Genomic DNA, 17,561 nt, shown 5'->3' on the forward strand with positions numbered 1-17,561 from the left:
TTGCCGCCCGGTCGTCAGGTTTTTTACCAGGCGTATGAAAAACCGGCTCTTGCGCCGACTTCACCTGTGCTGATGCCAGCGCCGAGACCGACAGACAGAATCATGTCGCTTTGCGTCCGGTAGGAGCCGGCAAACGCGTAGGCGCTTTCATCCGCGAAATAGCCATAGCCGCCGCTGATGGCGAAGGTCTTGTTTTCCGGGACATACGGGCTTTCGAGCGCCAGCGCCACAGCGACACCTTCAGAGTTCTGATCAATACGCTCCGCATTCTCAGTGAGTGCGTTGGTTGACGCCAGGAAGTCCGCAGCACTCAGACCAGTGCTGATTGTTGCCAGATTACCATTGGCATCTGCGGTCACGACATTCAGCGTGCCGCTTTGGGCATTCACGCTGTCGGCAGAGTTGATGCCGGGCAGGGTATAGGTGTTGCTGGCATTCCCGAGCATGACCTGATTGGCGCGTGTCGTTGCAACGCCGTTACCAATCGCAATCGAGTTATCAAAATCTGCCACAGCTTCATTGCCGATCGCTGTCGCAAACATGCCAGCTGCTGCTGCTGCTTCACCGATCGCAAGGGCGCGTTCACCGCTGGCATTGGCCAGGTGGCCGAAGGCTTGCGATCGAACACCTGTTGCAGCTGACTGCCAGCCAACAGCGGTTGTTCCGGCTTCCGTTGCCTGTGATTCGCTGCCAATCGCCGTGGAATTCAGGCCACTTGCCGTGGCAATGTCACCAATCGCAACCGCATCAGTATTGGACGCGACAGCGAGATTACCCATGGCGGTAGATGTCATGCCACTGGCCATGGCTGCTTCGCCAACGGCCAGGGAGCGCTCACCTGTTGCCTGCGCCAGGTGGCCAAAGGCTTGGGAGCGAACGCCCGTTGCCGCAGACTGCCAGCCGACAGCTGTCGTCCCGGCTTCCGTTGCCTGGGATTCACTACCAATGGCTGTGGAGTTCAACCCGGAAGCCGTGGCCTGTTCACCAAGCGCAACCGCATCTACATTAGAGGCGACAGCAAGGTTACCGATCGCCGTAGCCGTGTCCGCTGTTGCGCCTGCAGCCTCACCAATGGCCAGGGACCGCACGCCAGTTGCGCGCGCCAGATGGCCAAATGCATGGGCGCGTTCAGCCGTTGCCATTGATTGCCAACCAAAGGCTTGCGCGGCCAGGCCGTCGGCAACGCTTTCAGAGCCAACCGCCGTAGAGTTGATACCGGTCGCCATGGCGATGTCCCCAATAGCAAGGGCATCCTGCTGGCTTGCGATCGCGCCATTGCCGATGGCCGTCGCATTATTTGCTGTTGCCTGCGCCGCTTCACCGATTGCAAGAGTAAAGTCACCAGTGGCGGTCGCCATATGCCCGAAAGCGTGAGCGCGCTCACCGGTGGCGTTGGATTGCCAGCCATAAGCGGTCGCGCCTGCACCATTTGCGATGGCTTGCCCGCCCACGGCAGTGGAAGAATCACTTGATGCGCTGGCCTGGAAGCCGACGGCTGTTGATTCTGTGCCCGTTGAACTGGCTTCGCTGCCGATTGCTGTGGACCCGGTTCCAGAGGCTTCTGCGCTTTCGCCAGTCGCGACGGACTCGTCACCGGACGCATCTGAATTGCTGCCCGCAGCGGTCGAATCATCACCAGAGGCATCCGCCCCAACGCCGCACTCCGTTGAATTGGTGCCGGTTCCGTCATTACAATCCGGTGTTGCATCCGCCCAGGCAGTTGATCCGGCCATCAGCAGGAAGGTACTGCCCAGTGCGACCACACTTGAAGTGATTGCCAGGTTTTTTTTCTGTTTGGACATTCAGTCTCTCCTCTATGACCCAATGGTGGCTTCGGCCGCCTGTCTGGGATTTATTAACTTCTATCGGCCAGGTTTCAATAGCCTTCCTGATGCGGCTTTGCCCCCTCCAAAGTGGGACTGCCGCCAGCGCAGATACGCCATTATCACGCTCTGTTCCCTTGAACACAGATTCTGAGTCAAAGGGCTATTTCCAATCCGCTCCGGCAGTGGAAAAAAACCTGAAAAACAACTTGCTTAATAAAGTCGAGCCGATTACATATCGCGCTTACCTCCGCATCGGCGTGTGGGGGAAAGGCTTTGCGGCACGTGCGAGATAAATTCGACAAGTAATACAATTGGTAAATGACCAACGCGGTCAGCCTGGTGCTGTCCGTGAGTTAGTGTTTGGGCACAACTCACGAGACCCATGGCTGCCGCGTCAAATACGCGAGGAAGTATGGCTCAGTCATTCGTTGAGAAGAAACGGATTCGTAAAAGTTTTGGCAAAATCGGTGATGCCACCGCCATGCCAAACCTTATTCAGGTACAGAAGGACTCTTACGAGCAGTTTCTGCAACGTTTTGTAGAGCCCGAAGAGCGAATCAGGGACGGCCTTGAGGCTGTTTTCAAGTCCGTGTTTCCGATCAAGGATTTCACCGAGACCGCTTATCTCGAATACGTTTCCTACGAATTCGAAGAGCCGAAATATGACACTGAGGAGTGCCAGCAGCGCGACATGACGTATGCTGCGCCGCTCAAGGTGACCCTGCGGCTGATCGTCTTTGATGTGGATGAGGAAACCGGCTCCAAGTCCGTCAAGGATATCAAGGAGCAGGATGTCTATATGGGCGATATTCCGCTCATGACGGACAACGGCACATTTATCATCAATGGCACAGAGCGGGTCATTGTTTCGCAGATGCACCGTAGTCCGGGTGTCTTTTTTGATCACGACAAGGGCAAGACGCATTCGTCCGGCAAGTTGCTTTTCGCCGCCAGAATCATCCCTTACCGTGGTTCCTGGCTCGACTTTGAGTTTGATCCCAAAGACATCGTCAATGTCCGTATTGACCGTCGCCGCAAGCTGCCAGCGACAACATTGCTCTACGCGCTGGGCATGGATCAGGAAGATATCCTGTCTTCTTTCTACAACGCTGTGCCTCACGAGAAGCTTGAAACCGGCTGGTCTCTGCCATTCAGCACTGATCGTCTGAAGGGGACCAAGACCGATATTGACCTCCTTGATGCGGCAACCGGTGAGGTTGTTGTCGAGGCTGGTACAAAAATCACAGCGCGGGCGCTGAAGAAAGCTGAAGAAGCAGGCGTCAAGGCGTTGCTCCTGACAGATGAACAGATGGTCGGGCGCTATTTTGCTCGCGATCTGGTTAATCGTGAGACTGGTGAGCTTTATGCTGAAGCCGGTGGTGAAGTCACGGAAGAGAAGCTCGAGGAGCTTGTCGAGCTTGGCATCGACAGTTTTGAAACGCTTGATATCGATCACATCAATATTGGTGCTTATGGGCGCAATACATTGGCCGCGGATAAAAACTCCAACCGTGACATGGCGCTGATCGATATTTACCGTGTCATGCGTCCGGGTGAGCCGCCGACCCTGGAAACAGCAGAAGCCCTGTTCAGTGGCCTGTTCTTTGACGAAGAGCGCTACGATCTGTCCGCCGTTGGCCGGGTCAAGATGAGCATCCGCCTCGGGTTCGAGAATACGGATGAGCCGCGTATTCTGCGCCGGGAAGACATTCTGGCCGTGCTGAGTACCCTTGCTGACCTACGGGATGGTCGCGGTGAGATTGACGATATCGACAATCTTGGTAACCGCCGGGTGCGTTCCGTCGGTGAGTTGATGGAAAACCAGTATCGCATTGGGTTGTTGCGCATGGAGCGTGCCATCAAGGAGCGCATGTCATCGGTCGAGATCGACACGATCATGCCGCATGACTTGATCAACGCCAAGCCGGTTGCCGCTGCCGTGCGCGAGTTCTTCGGGTCATCCCAGTTGTCCCAGTTTATGGACCAGACAAACCCACTATCCGAGATTACGCACAAGCGACGTCTTTCGGCGCTTGGGCCGGGTGGTCTGACGCGTGAGCGTGCCGGGTTCGAGGTGCGCGACGTACACCCGACCCATTATGGCCGTATCTGTCCGATTGAAACGCCGGAAGGGCCGAATATTGGTCTTATCAACTCTCTGGCAACACACGCGCGGGTCAATAAATATGGCTTCATCGAAAGCCCGTATCGCCGTGTTGAAAATGGCAAGCTGACCAATGAAGTTGTTTATCTCTCCGCGATGGAAGAGGCGCGCTACAATATTGCGCAGGCCAATGCCGAGGTGGACGGAAACGATGTTCTGCTGAATGAGTTTGTGAATTGCCGGGCAGGGGCCTTCCGTGATGCGACCCTGATGCCGCGGGAGGAAGTGAACTATATCGATGTGTCGCCAAAGCAGCTTGTGTCTGTTGCTGCGTCGCTCGTGCCTTTCCTGGAAAATGATGACGCCAACCGCGCCCTCATGGGATCAAACATGCAAAGACAGGCTGTGCCTGTTGTGCAGTCTGAGGCGCCTTTTGTCGGAACCGGCATGGAGGCTATTGTTGCCAAGGATTCAGGTGCGGCCGTGGCTGCGCGTCGTACTGGCGAGGTTGAGCAGGTTGATGCAACGCGTGTTGTGATCCGCGCTACCGAAGAAAAAGACCCGACCAAGCCGGGCGTTGATATTTACAATCTGCGTAAGTTCCAGCGTTCCAACCAGAACACCTGTATCAATCAGCGTCCGCTGGTTAAGGTTGGTGATAAGGTCAAGGCTGGTGACATCATCGTCGATGGACCATCAACTGACCTTGGGGAACTGGCGCTGGGTAAGAATGTGCTCGTCGCGTTCATGCCCTGGAATGGCTACAATTTCGAGGACTCCATCCTGATTTCAGAGCGGATCGTGAAAGACGATGTCTTCACATCGATCCACCTGGAAGAGTTTGAAGTCATGGCCCGCGATACCAAGCTTGGGCCAGAGGAAATTACGCGCGATATTCCAAACGTCTCTGAAGAGGCTTTGCGCAACCTTGATGAGGCCGGCATTGTTGCCATCGGGGCAGAAGTGCATCCGGGTGATATCCTGGTCGGCAAGATTACACCAAAAGGCGAGAGCCCGATGACTCCGGAAGAAAAACTTCTCCGGGCCATTTTCGGTGAAAAGGCATCAGACGTGCGGGATACGTCGCTCAAGCTGCCACCGGGTGTTGCCGGTACAGTGGTTGAGGTGCGTGTGTTCAACCGGCACGGTGTTGACAAGGATGAGCGGGCTGTTGCCATTGAGCGTGATGAAATCGAACGTCTTGCCAAAGACCGCGATGACGAGCTTGCCATTCTTGAGCGCAATATTTTTGGCCGTCTGAAAGAAATCCTGATCGGCAAAGATGCTGTTTCCGGGCCGAAAGGCTTTGAAAAGGGTGAGGTCACTGATGGCGTCCTCAACGATCTCTCCCGTGGTCAGTGGTGGAAAATTGTCCTTTCTGATGAAAAGGCGATGGAAGAAATCGAGGCCATCAAGAAGCAGTATGACGAAAGCCGTTCACGTCTCGAAGCACGCTTCGAAGACAAGGTAGACAAGTTGCGTCGCGGCGATGAGTTGCCGCCAGGCGTCATGAAGATGGTCAAGGTATTCGTTGCCGTGAAGCGCAAGCTGCAGCCGGGTGACAAGATGGCCGGTCGTCACGGCAACAAGGGTGTGATCTCCAAGATTGCCCCAATGGAAGACATGCCGTTCCTCGAAGACGGTACACCCGTCGACATCGTGCTCAACCCGCTTGGCGTGCCATCGCGGATGAATGTTGGCCAGATCCTTGAAACGCACCTTGGTTGGGCGTGTCGCGGACTTGGCCGCCAGATCGGTGATGTGCTCGGTGAGTTTGAGCGTGAGGGCAAGAAAACCGAATATATCGAGAAGCTGAAAGATATATACGGGGAAGATCAGGAGTTGCCGCGCACCAATGCAGAACTCGTGGAGCTTGGCCGCAATCTGATCCGCGGCGTGCCGATCGCAACACCGGTGTTTGACGGTGCCAACGAGTTGAATATCGTTGAGATGCTGAAAAAAGCAGGTCTTGATGAATCAGGGCAGGTCACGCTGCATGACGGGCGGACAGGTGAAAAATTCGCCCGGCCTGTAACTGTGGGCTACAAATATCTGCTCAAATTGCACCATCTGGTTGACGACAAGATTCACGCCAGGTCCATCGGTCCATATTCCCTTGTTACCCAGCAGCCGCTCGGTGGTAAGGCCCAGTTCGGTGGCCAGCGCTTCGGTGAAATGGAAGTCTGGGCGCTGGAGGCTTACGGGGCGGCTTATACGCTCCAGGAAATGCTGACCGTGAAGTCTGATGACGTCGCAGGCCGGACGAAAGTCTATGAGGCAATCGTACGTGGTGACGACAGCTTTGAGGCTGGTATTCCGGAAAGCTTCAACGTGTTGGTCAAAGAGATGCGTTCTCTTGGGCTGAACGTGGAACTGCAAAACAGGTAATTGAAAGCGCTGCAGGGCTGCCCTGCGGCGCTGAAATTTGAGGTTAGCGCGGTCATGCCGCGTCCGTCTTAAGGAGACGATCTATGAGCCAGGAACTCGCAAACGTATTCAATCCGCTGGCAACGCCGCAGACGTTTAACCAGATCAAGATTTCTCTCGCCAGTCCCGAGAAAATCATGTCGTGGTCATTCGGCGAAATCAAGAAGCCGGAAACGATCAATTACCGGACTTTCAAGCCTGAGCGTGATGGTCTGTTCTGTGCCCGGATTTTTGGTCCTGTGAAGGACTATGAATGTCTGTGCGGCAAGTACAAACGCATGAAATACAAGGGTGTTGTCTGTGAGAAGTGCGGCGTTGAAGTAACGCTGTCCAAGGTGCGCCGTGAGCGCATGGGGCACATCGAGCTTGCGGCACCGGTCGCGCATATCTGGTTCTTGAAATCCCTGCCATCCCGGATTGCGCTGTTCCTCGACATGACACTGAAAGATGTCGAGCGCGTTCTGTATTTTGAACAATATATCGTAATCGAGCCTGGCCTCACACCATTGTCGCCGCATCAGATTCTGACTGAAGAAGAGTTCATGGAAGCGCAGGAGCAGTATGGCGAAGACAGCTTCACCGCCGGTATCGGTGCGGAAGCCGTGCGTGAAATCCTGCAAAGCATGGATCTGGAGCTCGAGTGCGAGAAAATCCGCGCGGATATTGCTGAGACAACGTCCGAGTTGAAGCCGAAGAAACTGGCGAAACGCCTCAAGCTGATTGAGGCCTTCATGACATCCGGCAACCGTCCGGAATGGATGATCATGACGGTTGTGCCGGTCATCCCGCCTGAGCTGCGCCCACTCGTGCCGCTGGATGGTGGTCGCTTCGCAACGTCTGACCTGAACGATCTTTATCGCCGCGTCATCAACCGTAACAATCGCCTCAAGCGCCTTATTGAACTGCGCGCGCCTGACATCATTGTGCGGAACGAAAAGCGGATGCTGCAGGAATCTGTAGATGCGCTCTTTGATAATGGCCGCCGTGGCCGCGTCATTACCGGCACCAACAAGCGCCCACTGAAATCCTTGTCCGACATGCTGAAAGGCAAGCAGGGCCGTTTCCGTCAGAACCTGCTCGGGAAGCGCGTGGATTATTCCGGCCGTTCTGTGATCGTTGTCGGGCCTGACCTGAAACTGCATGAATGCGGGTTGCCGAAAAAGATGGCACTCGAACTGTTCAAGCCGTTCATCTATTCGCGGCTTGACGCCAAAGGCCTCTCGGCAACGGTGAAGCAGGCGAAGAAACTGGTGGAAAAAGAACGGCCAGAGGTCTGGGATATTCTGGATGAGGTAATCCGGGAGCATCCGGTCATGCTGAACCGGGCGCCTACCTTGCACCGTCTTGGCATTCAGGCTTTTGAGCCGAAGCTGATTGAAGGCAAGGCCATCAACCTGCATCCTCTCGTTTGTACAGCCTTTAATGCTGACTTCGATGGTGACCAGATGGCGGTGCACGTCCCGCTTTCGCTTGAAGCCCAGCTTGAAGCACGTGTGCTGATGATGTCTACAAACAACATTCTCTCCCCGGCCAATGGCAAGCCCATCATCGTGCCGTCACAGGATATTGTTCTTGGTCTATATTATATCACGCTCCTGAAAGAGAATGAGCCGAATGAAGGCATGATCTTCTCTGATCTGGCTGAAATTGATCACGCGCTGGATGCCGGTGTTGTGACACTGCACACCAAGATCAAGTCTCTGTGGCATACCGTTGATGCAGATGGTAATCCGGTAGCGGAAGTTGTTGAAACAACACCTGGCCGCATGAAGGTTGCTGATCTGCTGCCGCGGACAAGCGCCATTCCGTTTGAGGAAATCAACAAGCACCTTACTAAGAAAGCTATTCAGGCGCTTATCGATGTGGTTTATCGCCATTGCGGTCAGAAAAAGACGGTTATTTTCGCGGACCAGGTGATGGATCTCGGGTTCAAGGAAGCCTGTAAGGCTGGCATTTCTTTCGGCAAGGATGACATGCTCATCCCTGACAGCAAGAAAGCGTCCATTGAAAAAACCAAGTCACTCGTCTCCGAGTATGAACAGCAGTATGCGGATGGCCTCATCACACGGGGTGAAAAGTACAACAAGGTTGTTGATGCCTGGGCGAAATGTACGGATGAGGTCGCAGACGCGATGATGGGCGAAATTTCCCGCACGCGCTTTGATCCTGAAACGAACCGCCAGTTGGAGCCTAATTCGGTCTATATGATGTCGCACTCCGGTGCGCGTGGTTCACCGACGCAGATGCGTCAGTTGGGTGCCATGCGCGGCCTGATGGCCAAGCCGTCCGGCGAAATCATTGAGACACCGATCATCTCGAACTTCAAGGAAGGCCTGACCGTTCTTGAGTACTTCAACTCCACACACGGCGCGCGTAAAGGTCTTGCTGATACGGCGCTGAAAACAGCCAACTCGGGTTATCTGACCCGCCGTCTGGTTGATGTGGCACAGGACTGTATTGTCCGCGAAGAAGATTGTGGCACCAAGGCAGGTATCACCATTGAAGCTGTCGTTGATGGCGGTGATATTGTTGTGCCGCTTTCCCAGCGCATGTTGGGCCGGACATTGCTTGACGATGTTATTCATCCGGAAACAGGCGAAGTCTTTGCCGCAGCCAATACGGAAGTGGATGAGAGCCTTTCGGAAGAGATTGAAGCGCTCGGCGTCCAGAAACTTCGTGTACGCTCAGCTCTGACCTGCGAAACTCATTATGGCATTTGCGCCAGTTGCTATGGCCGCGACCTTGCACGTGGCGAGCATGTGAATATCGGTGAGGCTGTTGGTGTTATTGCAGCCCAGTCCATCGGTGAGCCGGGTACACAGCTCACGATGCGGACATTCCACGTTGGCGGTACAGCCCAGATCGGCGATAATTCCTTCATTGAAGCCAGCCACGAGGGGACAGTCGCTCTGGAAAACAGGAACGTGGTGACGGATTCAGATGGTGATCTCATCGTCATGGGCCGGAACACACTGATCAAGATCCTCGACAAGGACGGTAAGGACCAGGCGTCTTTCAAAGTCACCTACGGTACCAAGCTGCGTGTTGATGATGGCAGTGCCGTCGAGCGTGGCCAGCGCCTTGCAGACTGGGACCCGTTCACTATGCCGATCCTGAACGAGTTCGCGGGTAAGGTTGTGTACGAAGATCTGGTCGAAGCAGTTTCTGTCAATCTGGTTGCGGATGAAGAAACCGGTCTGACCTCACGGGTCGTCATGGACTGGCGCTCCAGCCCGCGTGGCTCGGATCTGAAACCGGCGATGGTAGTTGTCGATGAAGAGGGCAATCCGCTCAAGCTCGAAAACGGGAATGAAGCCCGCTATCAGTTGCCGGTGGATGCTATTCTCTCTGTTGATGACGGCGCTCAGGTGCGTCCGGGTGACACGCTTGCGCGTATCCCGACAGAAGGTACCAAGACCAAGGACATCACCGGTGGTCTGCCCCGTGTTGCGGAACTGTTCGAAGCGCGCCGTCCGAAAGACCATGCCGTTATTGCGGAGGTTGATGGCCGTGTTGAGTTTGGCCGTGACTACAAAAACAAGCGTCGCATCTCCATCATTCCGACAGATGAGTCTCTTGAGACGGTTGAATATCTCGTTCCCAAGGGTAAGCACATTACCGTTCAGGACGGGGATTTCATCGCCAAGGGTGAGTATCTGCTGGACGGTAATCCTGCACCACATGACATTCTTGCCATTCTGGGTGTCGAAGCACTGGCAAACTACCTGATCGACGAAATTCAGGATGTGTACAGATTGCAGGGCGTGCCGATCAACGACAAGCATATCGAAGTGATTGTGCGTCAGATGCTGCAGAAGGTCGAAATCTCTGTGCCAGGCGACTCAGGCTTCCTCAAGGATGAGCAGGTTGACCGCTTCGAGCTCGAAGAGATCAATGAGCGTCTCGAGAACGAAGGGAAGGAGCCGGCCAATGGCCAGCCAATCCTGCTTGGGATCACCAAGGCGTCGCTACAGACACGCTCGTTCATCTCCGCAGCCTCCTTCCAGGAAACAACGCGGGTGCTCACAGACGCCTCTGTGAACGGCAAGGTCGACACACTGGAAGGCCTCAAGGAGAATGTGATTGTTGGTCGCCTCATTCCGGCTGGTACAGGCGGCATGATGTCCAAGCACCAGGCTGTTGCAGATCAGCGCGATCAGAAACTGATCGAAGAACGTGCGGCACGTGAAGCTGTGGCGCTGCCACCTGCGGATGCGGCTGTGTTCGCCGCCCCGGAGGATCAGCAGGTATCTTCTGAAGCCGAACAATCTGCTGCCGAGTAATCTTCGGTAAATCACGAGAAAATTCAAAGGGCTGCCTTCCGGGCAGCCCTTTTTGCATATCGTTACAGGTTTCATTAAGAGCTTCTTAAATGCCGAGACGATACAGCGGCGTCAGGGGCGCACGCATGACCACAGCAAAAACTAATCAGCCTTTTCGGGCCGCGATCAGCAGAACCATCGCGACGGTTCATCTGGGGTTTGGCGTAATGGCGCTGACTGTTTATCTGGGAATCTATCTGACGGGCTCGACATTGCCGCTGGTCAGCAAAGGCTTCGTTTTCACACTTCTGTTTACGCTCAGCGCGCTTGCGCAGCGCTCTTATCGGCCAAGGCAGCGGCGTACGGTCTGGGCAGTTGCTGCGCTGGATATTCTGCTGTTTACCTGCGTCATCATGTCCTTTGCCAGCCTGTATGGTGGCATGAGTGCTGCAGCACTCAAGGCTCCGACCTATAATTTCATTTTTGTTCTGCTGGCCTTGCAGGCTTTACGGGCTGATCCGCGACTGCTTCTGTTTCTTGGCGGCGTGGCGATCGGGGCACGTCTCGTCCTGTTCCTTGCTGTTGTGCAGTCGGGAGCCGCAACAACCATCAGCTATACCTGGTATCAGTCCTCTGCTTCGTTGATGTATTCGGGGGAGGGGGAAATCCTGCTCTCGCTGTTGCTTTTCAGCGTGGTCATGGCAGCTGTCTTGAAACGCCGCCCCATAAAAGAGATGTTATCAGGGCCAGTGGGTGAAGCGCAGGCGCCTCAAGAAGAGCTGCCAGTCACAAATGCAGACGACAGTTCGCTGGATAGAGGCGAGCAGGGTAATTCGACTGACGGCTCTGTGTCGCCACAAGAAGCTGAAACGCGACCTGTCACTACCATGATGGCGGCGCAGCCCACCCGCGTTCTCATTGCCGAAGACAGTCAGGTCAATATGATGGTGCTGGAGAAAATGCTGGCTGCACCGGATTTTGAGCTGACTATAGCGAGGACGGGCAGGAGGTTATTGATCTGTTTGGGCGCCTTGTCGATGAAGGCCGACGGCCTGATGTGGCGCTGATGGATATTGAAATGCCCTTGCTCAATGGTCATGAGGCAGCGGAGAGCATTCGTGCGATGGAAAAAGACAAGGGGTTGCCCCCTTTACCAATCATTGCCGTTACAGCACTCGGGCATGAGGCAGATATCGAGCGCAGTCGCGAATCAGGCATGGACGATCATCTGGTCAAGCCTGTGAAGAAGGAAGAATTGCTGACCGCCATCACAAAAGCGCTTGCAAGGTCAGCGCGAGATTAAGCCCGAGAAAGCAAGCTATTTGGTGGTTTTGGTTAAAAGCCGTTCGCCGTCAAAAAAGTTACAATGAAGGCTTGACCTGACAGGGCCACTCACATAGATACGCCGTCACGCTGATAGGTGGCTGTCAATTATTTGAAACGCTCCTGCGCATGCCGTGAAAATTGAGTATTGCTTTGCCTTGTTTTACAAGCGCACGCCTTATCGGTGTTGCGCTTCATGGTAGTGGCAAAAACCGGTTTTCCTTCCTGCGTCCAGCATAACGAGTTTTAGAGGATCCTGAGAAAGAATGCCGACGATCCAGCAACTGATACGTAAGCCGCGCAAGCCAAAGCGGAAGATTAACAAGGTGCCTGCGATGCAGGGCAACCCGCAAAAGCGGGGTGTCTGTACACGCGTGTACACAACCACACCAAAGAAGCCGAACTCTGCGCTTCGGAAAGTGGCCAAGATCCGCCTGACGAATGGCTTTGAGGTGATCGGCTATATTCCAGGTGAGGGGCACAATCTTCAGGAGCACTCTGTTGTCATGATCCGCGGCGGCCGCGTGAAAGACCTTCCAGGTGTTCGTTATCATATCATTCGCGGCGTTCTGGATACGCAGGGCGTTAAAGACCGCAGGCAACGTCGTTCCAAATACGGCGCCAAGCGGCCGAAGTAAGGGTAGAGCAAGATGTCCAGACGTCACCGCGCAGTTAAAAGGGTTGTTCACCCGGATCCAAAATTTGGCGATAAGGCTGTCTCCAAGTTTATGAATTATGTCATGCTAGACGGTAAAAAGTCAGCCGCCGAGAAAATTGTTTACGGTGCGTTCGACCGTATCGAAGAAAAACTGAAACGTCCGCCTGTGGAGCTGTTCCATGAGGCGTTGGACAACGTTTCTCCTGCTCTTGAGGTTCGTTCTCGCCGCGTTGGTGGTGCGACATATCAGGTGCCTATGGAGGTTCGCCCTGACCGCAAGGTTGCGTTGGCGATGCGTTGGCTGATTACTGCGGCACGTTCGAGAAATGAAACAACCATGGTTGAGCGCCTGTCCGGTGAGTTGATGGATGCGTCTCAAAACCGCGGTTCCGCTGTCAAAAAGCGGGAAGATACACACAAGATGGCTGAGGCGAACCGCGCCTTTGCTCATTATCGTTGGTAACGGATTTACAAGGGTAGCAAGCAATGGCTCGCGAGTACACAATCGAGGATTATCGTAACTTCGGCATCATGGCACACATTGATGCTGGCAAGACGACGACGACTGAGCGGATTCTCTACTACACCGGTAAAAGCTACAAGATTGGTGAAGTGCACGACGGTGCGGCTACCATGGACTGGATGGAGCAGGAGCAGGAGCGTGGAATCACGATTACCTCTGCTGCAACGACGACATTCTGGTCGGGCCGTGATGGCAAGAAGCGCCGCCTGAATATCATCGACACGCCTGGCCACGTTGACTTCACGATTGAAGTTGAGCGTTCCCTGCGGGTGCTTGACGGCGCCGTTGCGCTGCTTGACGGCAATGCTGGTGTTGAGCCTCAGACTGAAACAGTCTGGCGTCAGGGTGACAAATACAAAGTGCCCCGGATGTTCTTCATTAACAAGATGGATAAGCTGGGTGCGAACTTTTACACATCTGTAGATTCCATTCACGATCGCCTGGCCTGTAAAACAGTGGTTTTGCAGTTGCCGATCGGTGAGGAGAGTGATTTTGCCGGTGTTGTTGATCTGATCGAGATGGATGCAATCCTCTGGAAAGACGAGAGCCTCGGTGCCGAGTTTGAGCGCGTGGAGATTCCGGCTGACCTGAAAGAGAAAGCGGAAGAATATCGCGAGAAGATGATTGAAACGGTTGTTGAGCTCGATGAGGAGGCTATGGAAGCCTATCTCGAGGGTGAGATGCCAGACAACGACAAGATCCGCGCCTTGATCCGTCAGGGTACGATTGCTGTCGCTTTCCACCCGATCCTTTGTGGCACGGCCTTCAAGAACAAGGGTGTTCAGCCTCTTCTTGATGCTGTTGTTGACTTCTTGCCATCTCCGCTTGATGTACCTTCTATCAAGGGTATCCACCCTGACACAGAAGAAGAGCTGGTGCGCAAGGCTGATGATTCAGAGCCTCTGGGTATGCTTGCGTTCAAGATCATGAATGATCCTTTCGTAGGAACACTGACATTCTGCCGTATCTATTCCGGTCATCTGGAGCAGGGGACGTCTGTTCTGAATACCGTGAAGGGCAAGAAAGAGCGCGTTGGCCGGATGCTGTTGATGCATTCAAACCAGCAGGAAGAAATCAAGAATGCGTATGCGGGCGACATCGTTGCGATCGCTGGTCTTAAGGATACAACGACGGGTGATACTCTTTGTGATCCGCTGAAGCCTGCCGTGCTTGAGCGTATGGAATTCCCAGAGCCGGTTATCTCTCTTGCTGTGGAGCCGAAGACAAAAGCTGACCAGGAGAAAATGGGTATTGCCCTGTCCCGACTGGCTGCTGAAGATCCTTCATTCCGCGTGTCATCCGATGAAGAGTCCGGTCAGACAATTATTGCTGGCATGGGCGAGCTTCACCTCGACATTCTTGTTGATCGCATGAAGCGAGAGTTCAAGGTTGAGGCCAATGTGGGTGCGCCGCAGGTTGCCTATCGTGAGACGATCTCGAAAGAAGCCGACATTGATTACACACACAAGAAACAGTCTGGTGGTTCCGGTCAGTTTGCGCGCGTGAAAATGATTGTGTCTCCGCGTCAGCCTGGTGAAGGCTACGAGTTTGAGAACAAGATTGTTGGTGGGTCCATTCCGAAGGAATATATTCCGGGTGTTGAAAAGGGCATCAAGTCCATTATGGATGCGGGTCTTCTGGCTGGCTTCCCGATGCTTGATTTCAAAGTCACGCTCTATGATGGTGCCTACCACGATGTTGACTCGTCGGTCCTGGCGTTCGAGATCGCTGCTCGGGCGGCCTTGCGCGAGCACAAATCAGAATTGGGCCTTGCATTGCTTGAGCCTGTGATGAAGGTCGAAGTTGTGACGCCTGAAGAATATACAGGCACTGTCATTGGTGACCTCAACTCCCGTCGCGGACAGATCCAGAATCAGGAAGTTCGTGGCAACGCCAACGTCGTCAACGCGATGGTGCCGCTGGCAAACATGTTCGGCTATGTGAATAACTTGCGGTCAGCCACTCAAGGGCGCGCAAACTATACCATGCAGTTCGATCACTATGAAAAAGTGCCGCAGGCTGTTGCGGATGAGGTCCGAGCCAAGCTTGCTGGGTAAGTCTGGTTCATTAAGTTTAACGTAAGAGTCGTCAGAGGACGGAGATTAAAATGGCTAAGGAAAAGTTTGAACGTACAAAACCGCATGCGAACATCGGCACCATTGGTCACGTTGACCATGGCAAGACAACGCTGACTGCGGCAATCACCAAGTATTTTGGTGACTTCAAGGCGTATGATGAAATTGATGGTGCGCCAGAAGAGCGCGAGCGCGGGATCACGATCTCAACGGCGCACGTCGAGTATGAAACAGAAGGCCGTCACTACGCCCACGTTGATTGCCCTGGTCACGCCGACTATGTGAAAAACATGATCACGGGTGCTGCCCAGATGGACGGGGCGATCCTCGTTGTGAATGCTGCTGATGGCCCTATGCCACAGACCCGTGAGCACATCCTGCTTGCCCGTCAGGTTGGTGTGCCTGCTGTTGTTGTATTCCTGAACAAGGTCGATCAGGTTGACGATGAAGAGCTTCTCGAGCTTGTCGAAATGGAAGTGCGCGAGCTTCTGGACTCCTACGACTTCCCAGGTGACGATATTCCGATCATTGCCGGGTCAGCACTTGCTGCTCTTGAGGGTCGTGACAACAATATCGGCGAAGATAAAATCAAAGAGCTGATGGCGGCTGTAGACTCCTACATCCCAACGCCAGAGCGTCCGGTTGATCAGGCCTTCCTGATGCCTATCGAGGACGTTTTCTCAATCTCCGGTCGTGGTACAGTTGTAACGGGCCGTGTTGAGCGCGGTGTTGTGAATGTTGGTGACGAGCTTGAAATCGTTGGCATTAAAGATACCAAGAAGACGACCTGTACGGGCGTTGAAATGTTCCGCAAGCTGCTTGATCGCGGTGAAGCCGGTGACAATGTTGGTGTTCTGCTGCGCGGTATCGACCGTGAAGGCGTTGAGCGTGGTCAGGTTCTCTGCAAGCCGGGTTCCGTTAACCCGCATAAGAAGTTTGTTGCTGAAGCCTATATCCTGACCAAGGAAGAAGGCGGACGTCACACACCATTCTTCGACAACTATCGTCCTCAGTTCTATTTCCGGACGACAGACGTGACAGGTATCTGCACGCTGCCAGACGGTACAGAAATGGTCATGCCAGGTGACAATGTGAACCTGAATGTTGAGCTGATTGTGCCAATCGCCATGGAAGAGCGTCTTCGCTTCGCGATCCGTGAAGGTGGCCGTACAGTTGGTGCCGGTATCGTCGGCAAGATCATCGAGTAACTTTACTAACCCTGAGACGGGTCATGCTTTGGTAATGGCCCGTCTTTTTGACTCTAACAGAAGCATCAGAAAACGACATGCAACAGAATATCCGCATACGATTGAAAGCCTTTGATCATCGTGTTCTCGATGCTTCGGCAATCGAAATCGTGAACACCGCCAAACGTACCGGCGCGCAGGTGCGCGGGCCTATCCCGCTGCCAACGCATATCGACAAGTACACTGTTTTGCGGTCGCCACACGTAAACAAGAAAAGCCGCGAGCAATTCGAGATGCGCACACACAAGCGCATGCTCGATATCGTGGAGCCGACACCACAGACGATTGATGCGCTGATGAAGCTTGATCTTTCTGCCGGTGTTGATGTCGAAATCAAGCTCGGCGCTTAGGGAGCATACGAAAATGCGTACAGGTGTCATTGCAAAGAAGCTGGGGATGACCCGGATCTATCATGAAGACGGAACACACGTTCCTGTCACTGTCATGCACGTGGATGGCTGTCAGGTTGTTGCTCAGCGTACAGCTGAAGCTGACGGATATACTGCCGTCCAGCTTGGTGCCGGTCAGGCAAAAGTAAAGCGTGTCTCTAAAGCCATGCGTGGTCACTTTGCCAAGGCAAATGTAGAGCCAAAGCGCAAAGTTGTTGAATTCCGCGTCACGGACGACAATCTGGTTGAGGTTGGTGCCGAGATTTCTGCCGAGCATTACGTGCCTGGACAAAAGGTCGACGTGATCGGGACTTCGATCGGAAAGGGTTTTGCCGGTGCGATGAAGCGCCACAATTTTGGCGGTCTGCGCGCCTCTCACGGTGTGTCAATCTCACACCGTTCGCATGGTTCTACTGGTCAGTGTCAGGACCCTGGCAAGGTGTTCAAAGGCAAGAAAATGGCCGGCCACATGGGTGATGTGCGTGTAACAACGCAAAATCTCGAAATTGTCCGGACAGATGCAAAGCGTAATCTGGTTATGGTCAAGGGGGCTGTTCCTGGCTCCAAAGGTGGATGGGTGCTTATCAAGGATGCTGTGAAACGGCCTCTCCATGAAGACGCGCCAAAGCCTGCCGGCATTCGTGCCGCCGCTGCTGATGAGCCTGCCGACGCACCAGCCGGTGATTTTGTTGATGATATCGTTTTGATCGACGGCATCGGTGAGAAA

Annotated in this window: 10 protein-coding genes and 1 pseudogene; 10 read left to right on the forward strand and 1 reads right to left on the reverse strand. The window is 54.1% G+C overall.

Translation table 11 applies throughout. The features are described from left to right. Positions 1-23: 23 nt before the first annotated feature. Positions 24-1,802 (reverse strand): YadA-like family protein, encoded by a 1,779-nt coding sequence (locus RAL90_RS05925; protein WP_306253603.1) that lies wholly within the window; start codon positions 1,800-1,802, stop codon positions 24-26. A 436-nt stretch (positions 1,803-2,238) separates the two neighbouring features. Between RAL90_RS05925 and rpoB the strand changes: the two genes are divergently transcribed. The 10 genes and pseudogenes from rpoB to rplC form a co-directional block, all read left to right on the forward strand. Continuing rightward, positions 2,239-6,318, forward strand: a complete 4,080-nt coding sequence (gene rpoB, locus RAL90_RS05930) for a DNA-directed RNA polymerase subunit beta (RefSeq protein ID WP_306253604.1) — start codon at positions 2,239-2,241, stop codon at positions 6,316-6,318. Positions 6,319-6,401: 83 nt separating this feature from the next. Further along, positions 6,402-10,640 carry a DNA-directed RNA polymerase subunit beta' gene (rpoC, locus tag RAL90_RS05935; RefSeq protein WP_306253605.1) on the forward strand — a complete coding sequence of 1,413 codons (4,239 nt, stop codon included), beginning with the start codon at positions 6,402-6,404 and terminating at the stop codon, positions 10,638-10,640. 125 nt (positions 10,641-10,765) lie between these two features. Next, positions 10,766-11,686, forward strand: coding sequence for a hypothetical protein (locus RAL90_RS05940; protein WP_306253606.1), 921 nt, complete (start codon positions 10,766-10,768; stop codon positions 11,684-11,686). Beyond that, on the forward strand, positions 11,677-11,922 hold the full coding sequence (locus RAL90_RS05945; RefSeq protein WP_372340408.1) for a response regulator: 246 nt from the start codon (positions 11,677-11,679) through the stop codon (positions 11,920-11,922). Before RAL90_RS05940 ends, RAL90_RS05945 begins: the two co-directional genes overlap by 10 nt. 286 nt (positions 11,923-12,208) lie before the next feature. After that, positions 12,209-12,580 carry a 30S ribosomal protein S12 gene (gene rpsL, locus RAL90_RS05950; protein ID WP_306253607.1) on the forward strand — a complete coding sequence of 124 codons (372 nt, stop codon included), beginning with the start codon at positions 12,209-12,211 and terminating at the stop codon, positions 12,578-12,580. A gap of 12 nt (positions 12,581-12,592) precedes the next feature. Further along, positions 12,593-13,063: a 30S ribosomal protein S7 gene (gene rpsG, locus RAL90_RS05955; protein WP_306253608.1), complete on the forward strand. Its 471-nt coding sequence runs from the start codon at positions 12,593-12,595 to the stop codon at positions 13,061-13,063. Between the two features lie 23 nt (positions 13,064-13,086). Beyond that, positions 13,087-15,180 (forward strand): elongation factor G, encoded by a 2,094-nt coding sequence (gene fusA / locus RAL90_RS05960; RefSeq protein ID WP_306253609.1) that lies wholly within the window; start codon positions 13,087-13,089, stop codon positions 15,178-15,180. A gap of 50 nt (positions 15,181-15,230) precedes the next feature. Then, positions 15,231-16,406, forward strand: a complete 1,176-nt coding sequence (tuf, locus tag RAL90_RS05965; RefSeq protein ID WP_306253610.1) for an elongation factor Tu — start codon at positions 15,231-15,233, stop codon at positions 16,404-16,406. A gap of 77 nt (positions 16,407-16,483) precedes the next feature. Further along, on the forward strand, positions 16,484-16,795 hold the full coding sequence (gene rpsJ, locus RAL90_RS05970; protein ID WP_306253611.1) for a 30S ribosomal protein S10: 312 nt from the start codon (positions 16,484-16,486) through the stop codon (positions 16,793-16,795). A 13-nt stretch (positions 16,796-16,808) separates the two neighbouring features. Further along, positions 16,809-17,495: pseudogene (gene rplC, locus RAL90_RS05975) on the forward strand (50S ribosomal protein L3); the annotation flags it as partial. Positions 17,496-17,561: the final 66 nt, after the last annotated feature.

The sequence above is a fragment of the Parvularcula sp. IMCC14364 genome (genome assembly GCF_030758415.1).
Classification (GTDB): Bacteria; Pseudomonadota; Alphaproteobacteria; order Caulobacterales; family Parvularculaceae; genus Aquisalinus.

What these genes read in the sequence shown, in the direction of transcription:
- RAL90_RS05940 (WP_306253606.1), top strand. Translation starts at nt 10,766, where the DNA reads ATGACCACAGCAAAAACTAATCAGCCTTTTCGGGCCGCGATCAGCAGA.
- rpsL (WP_306253607.1), top strand. Translation starts at nt 12,209, where the DNA reads ATGCCGACGATCCAGCAACTGATACGTAAGCCGCGCAAGCCAAAGCGG.
- rpsG (WP_306253608.1), top strand. Translation starts at nt 12,593, where the DNA reads ATGTCCAGACGTCACCGCGCAGTTAAAAGGGTTGTTCACCCGGATCCA.
- rpoB (WP_306253604.1), top strand. Translation starts at nt 2,239, where the DNA reads ATGGCTCAGTCATTCGTTGAGAAGAAACGGATTCGTAAAAGTTTTGGC.
- rpsJ (WP_306253611.1), top strand. Translation starts at nt 16,484, where the DNA reads ATGCAACAGAATATCCGCATACGATTGAAAGCCTTTGATCATCGTGTT.
- fusA (WP_306253609.1), top strand. Translation starts at nt 13,087, where the DNA reads ATGGCTCGCGAGTACACAATCGAGGATTATCGTAACTTCGGCATCATG.
- RAL90_RS05925 (WP_306253603.1), bottom strand. Translation starts at nt 1,802, where the DNA reads ATGTCCAAACAGAAAAAAAACCTGGCAATCACTTCAAGTGTGGTCGCA.
- tuf (WP_306253610.1), top strand. Translation starts at nt 15,231, where the DNA reads ATGGCTAAGGAAAAGTTTGAACGTACAAAACCGCATGCGAACATCGGC.
- rpoC (WP_306253605.1), top strand. Translation starts at nt 6,402, where the DNA reads ATGAGCCAGGAACTCGCAAACGTATTCAATCCGCTGGCAACGCCGCAG.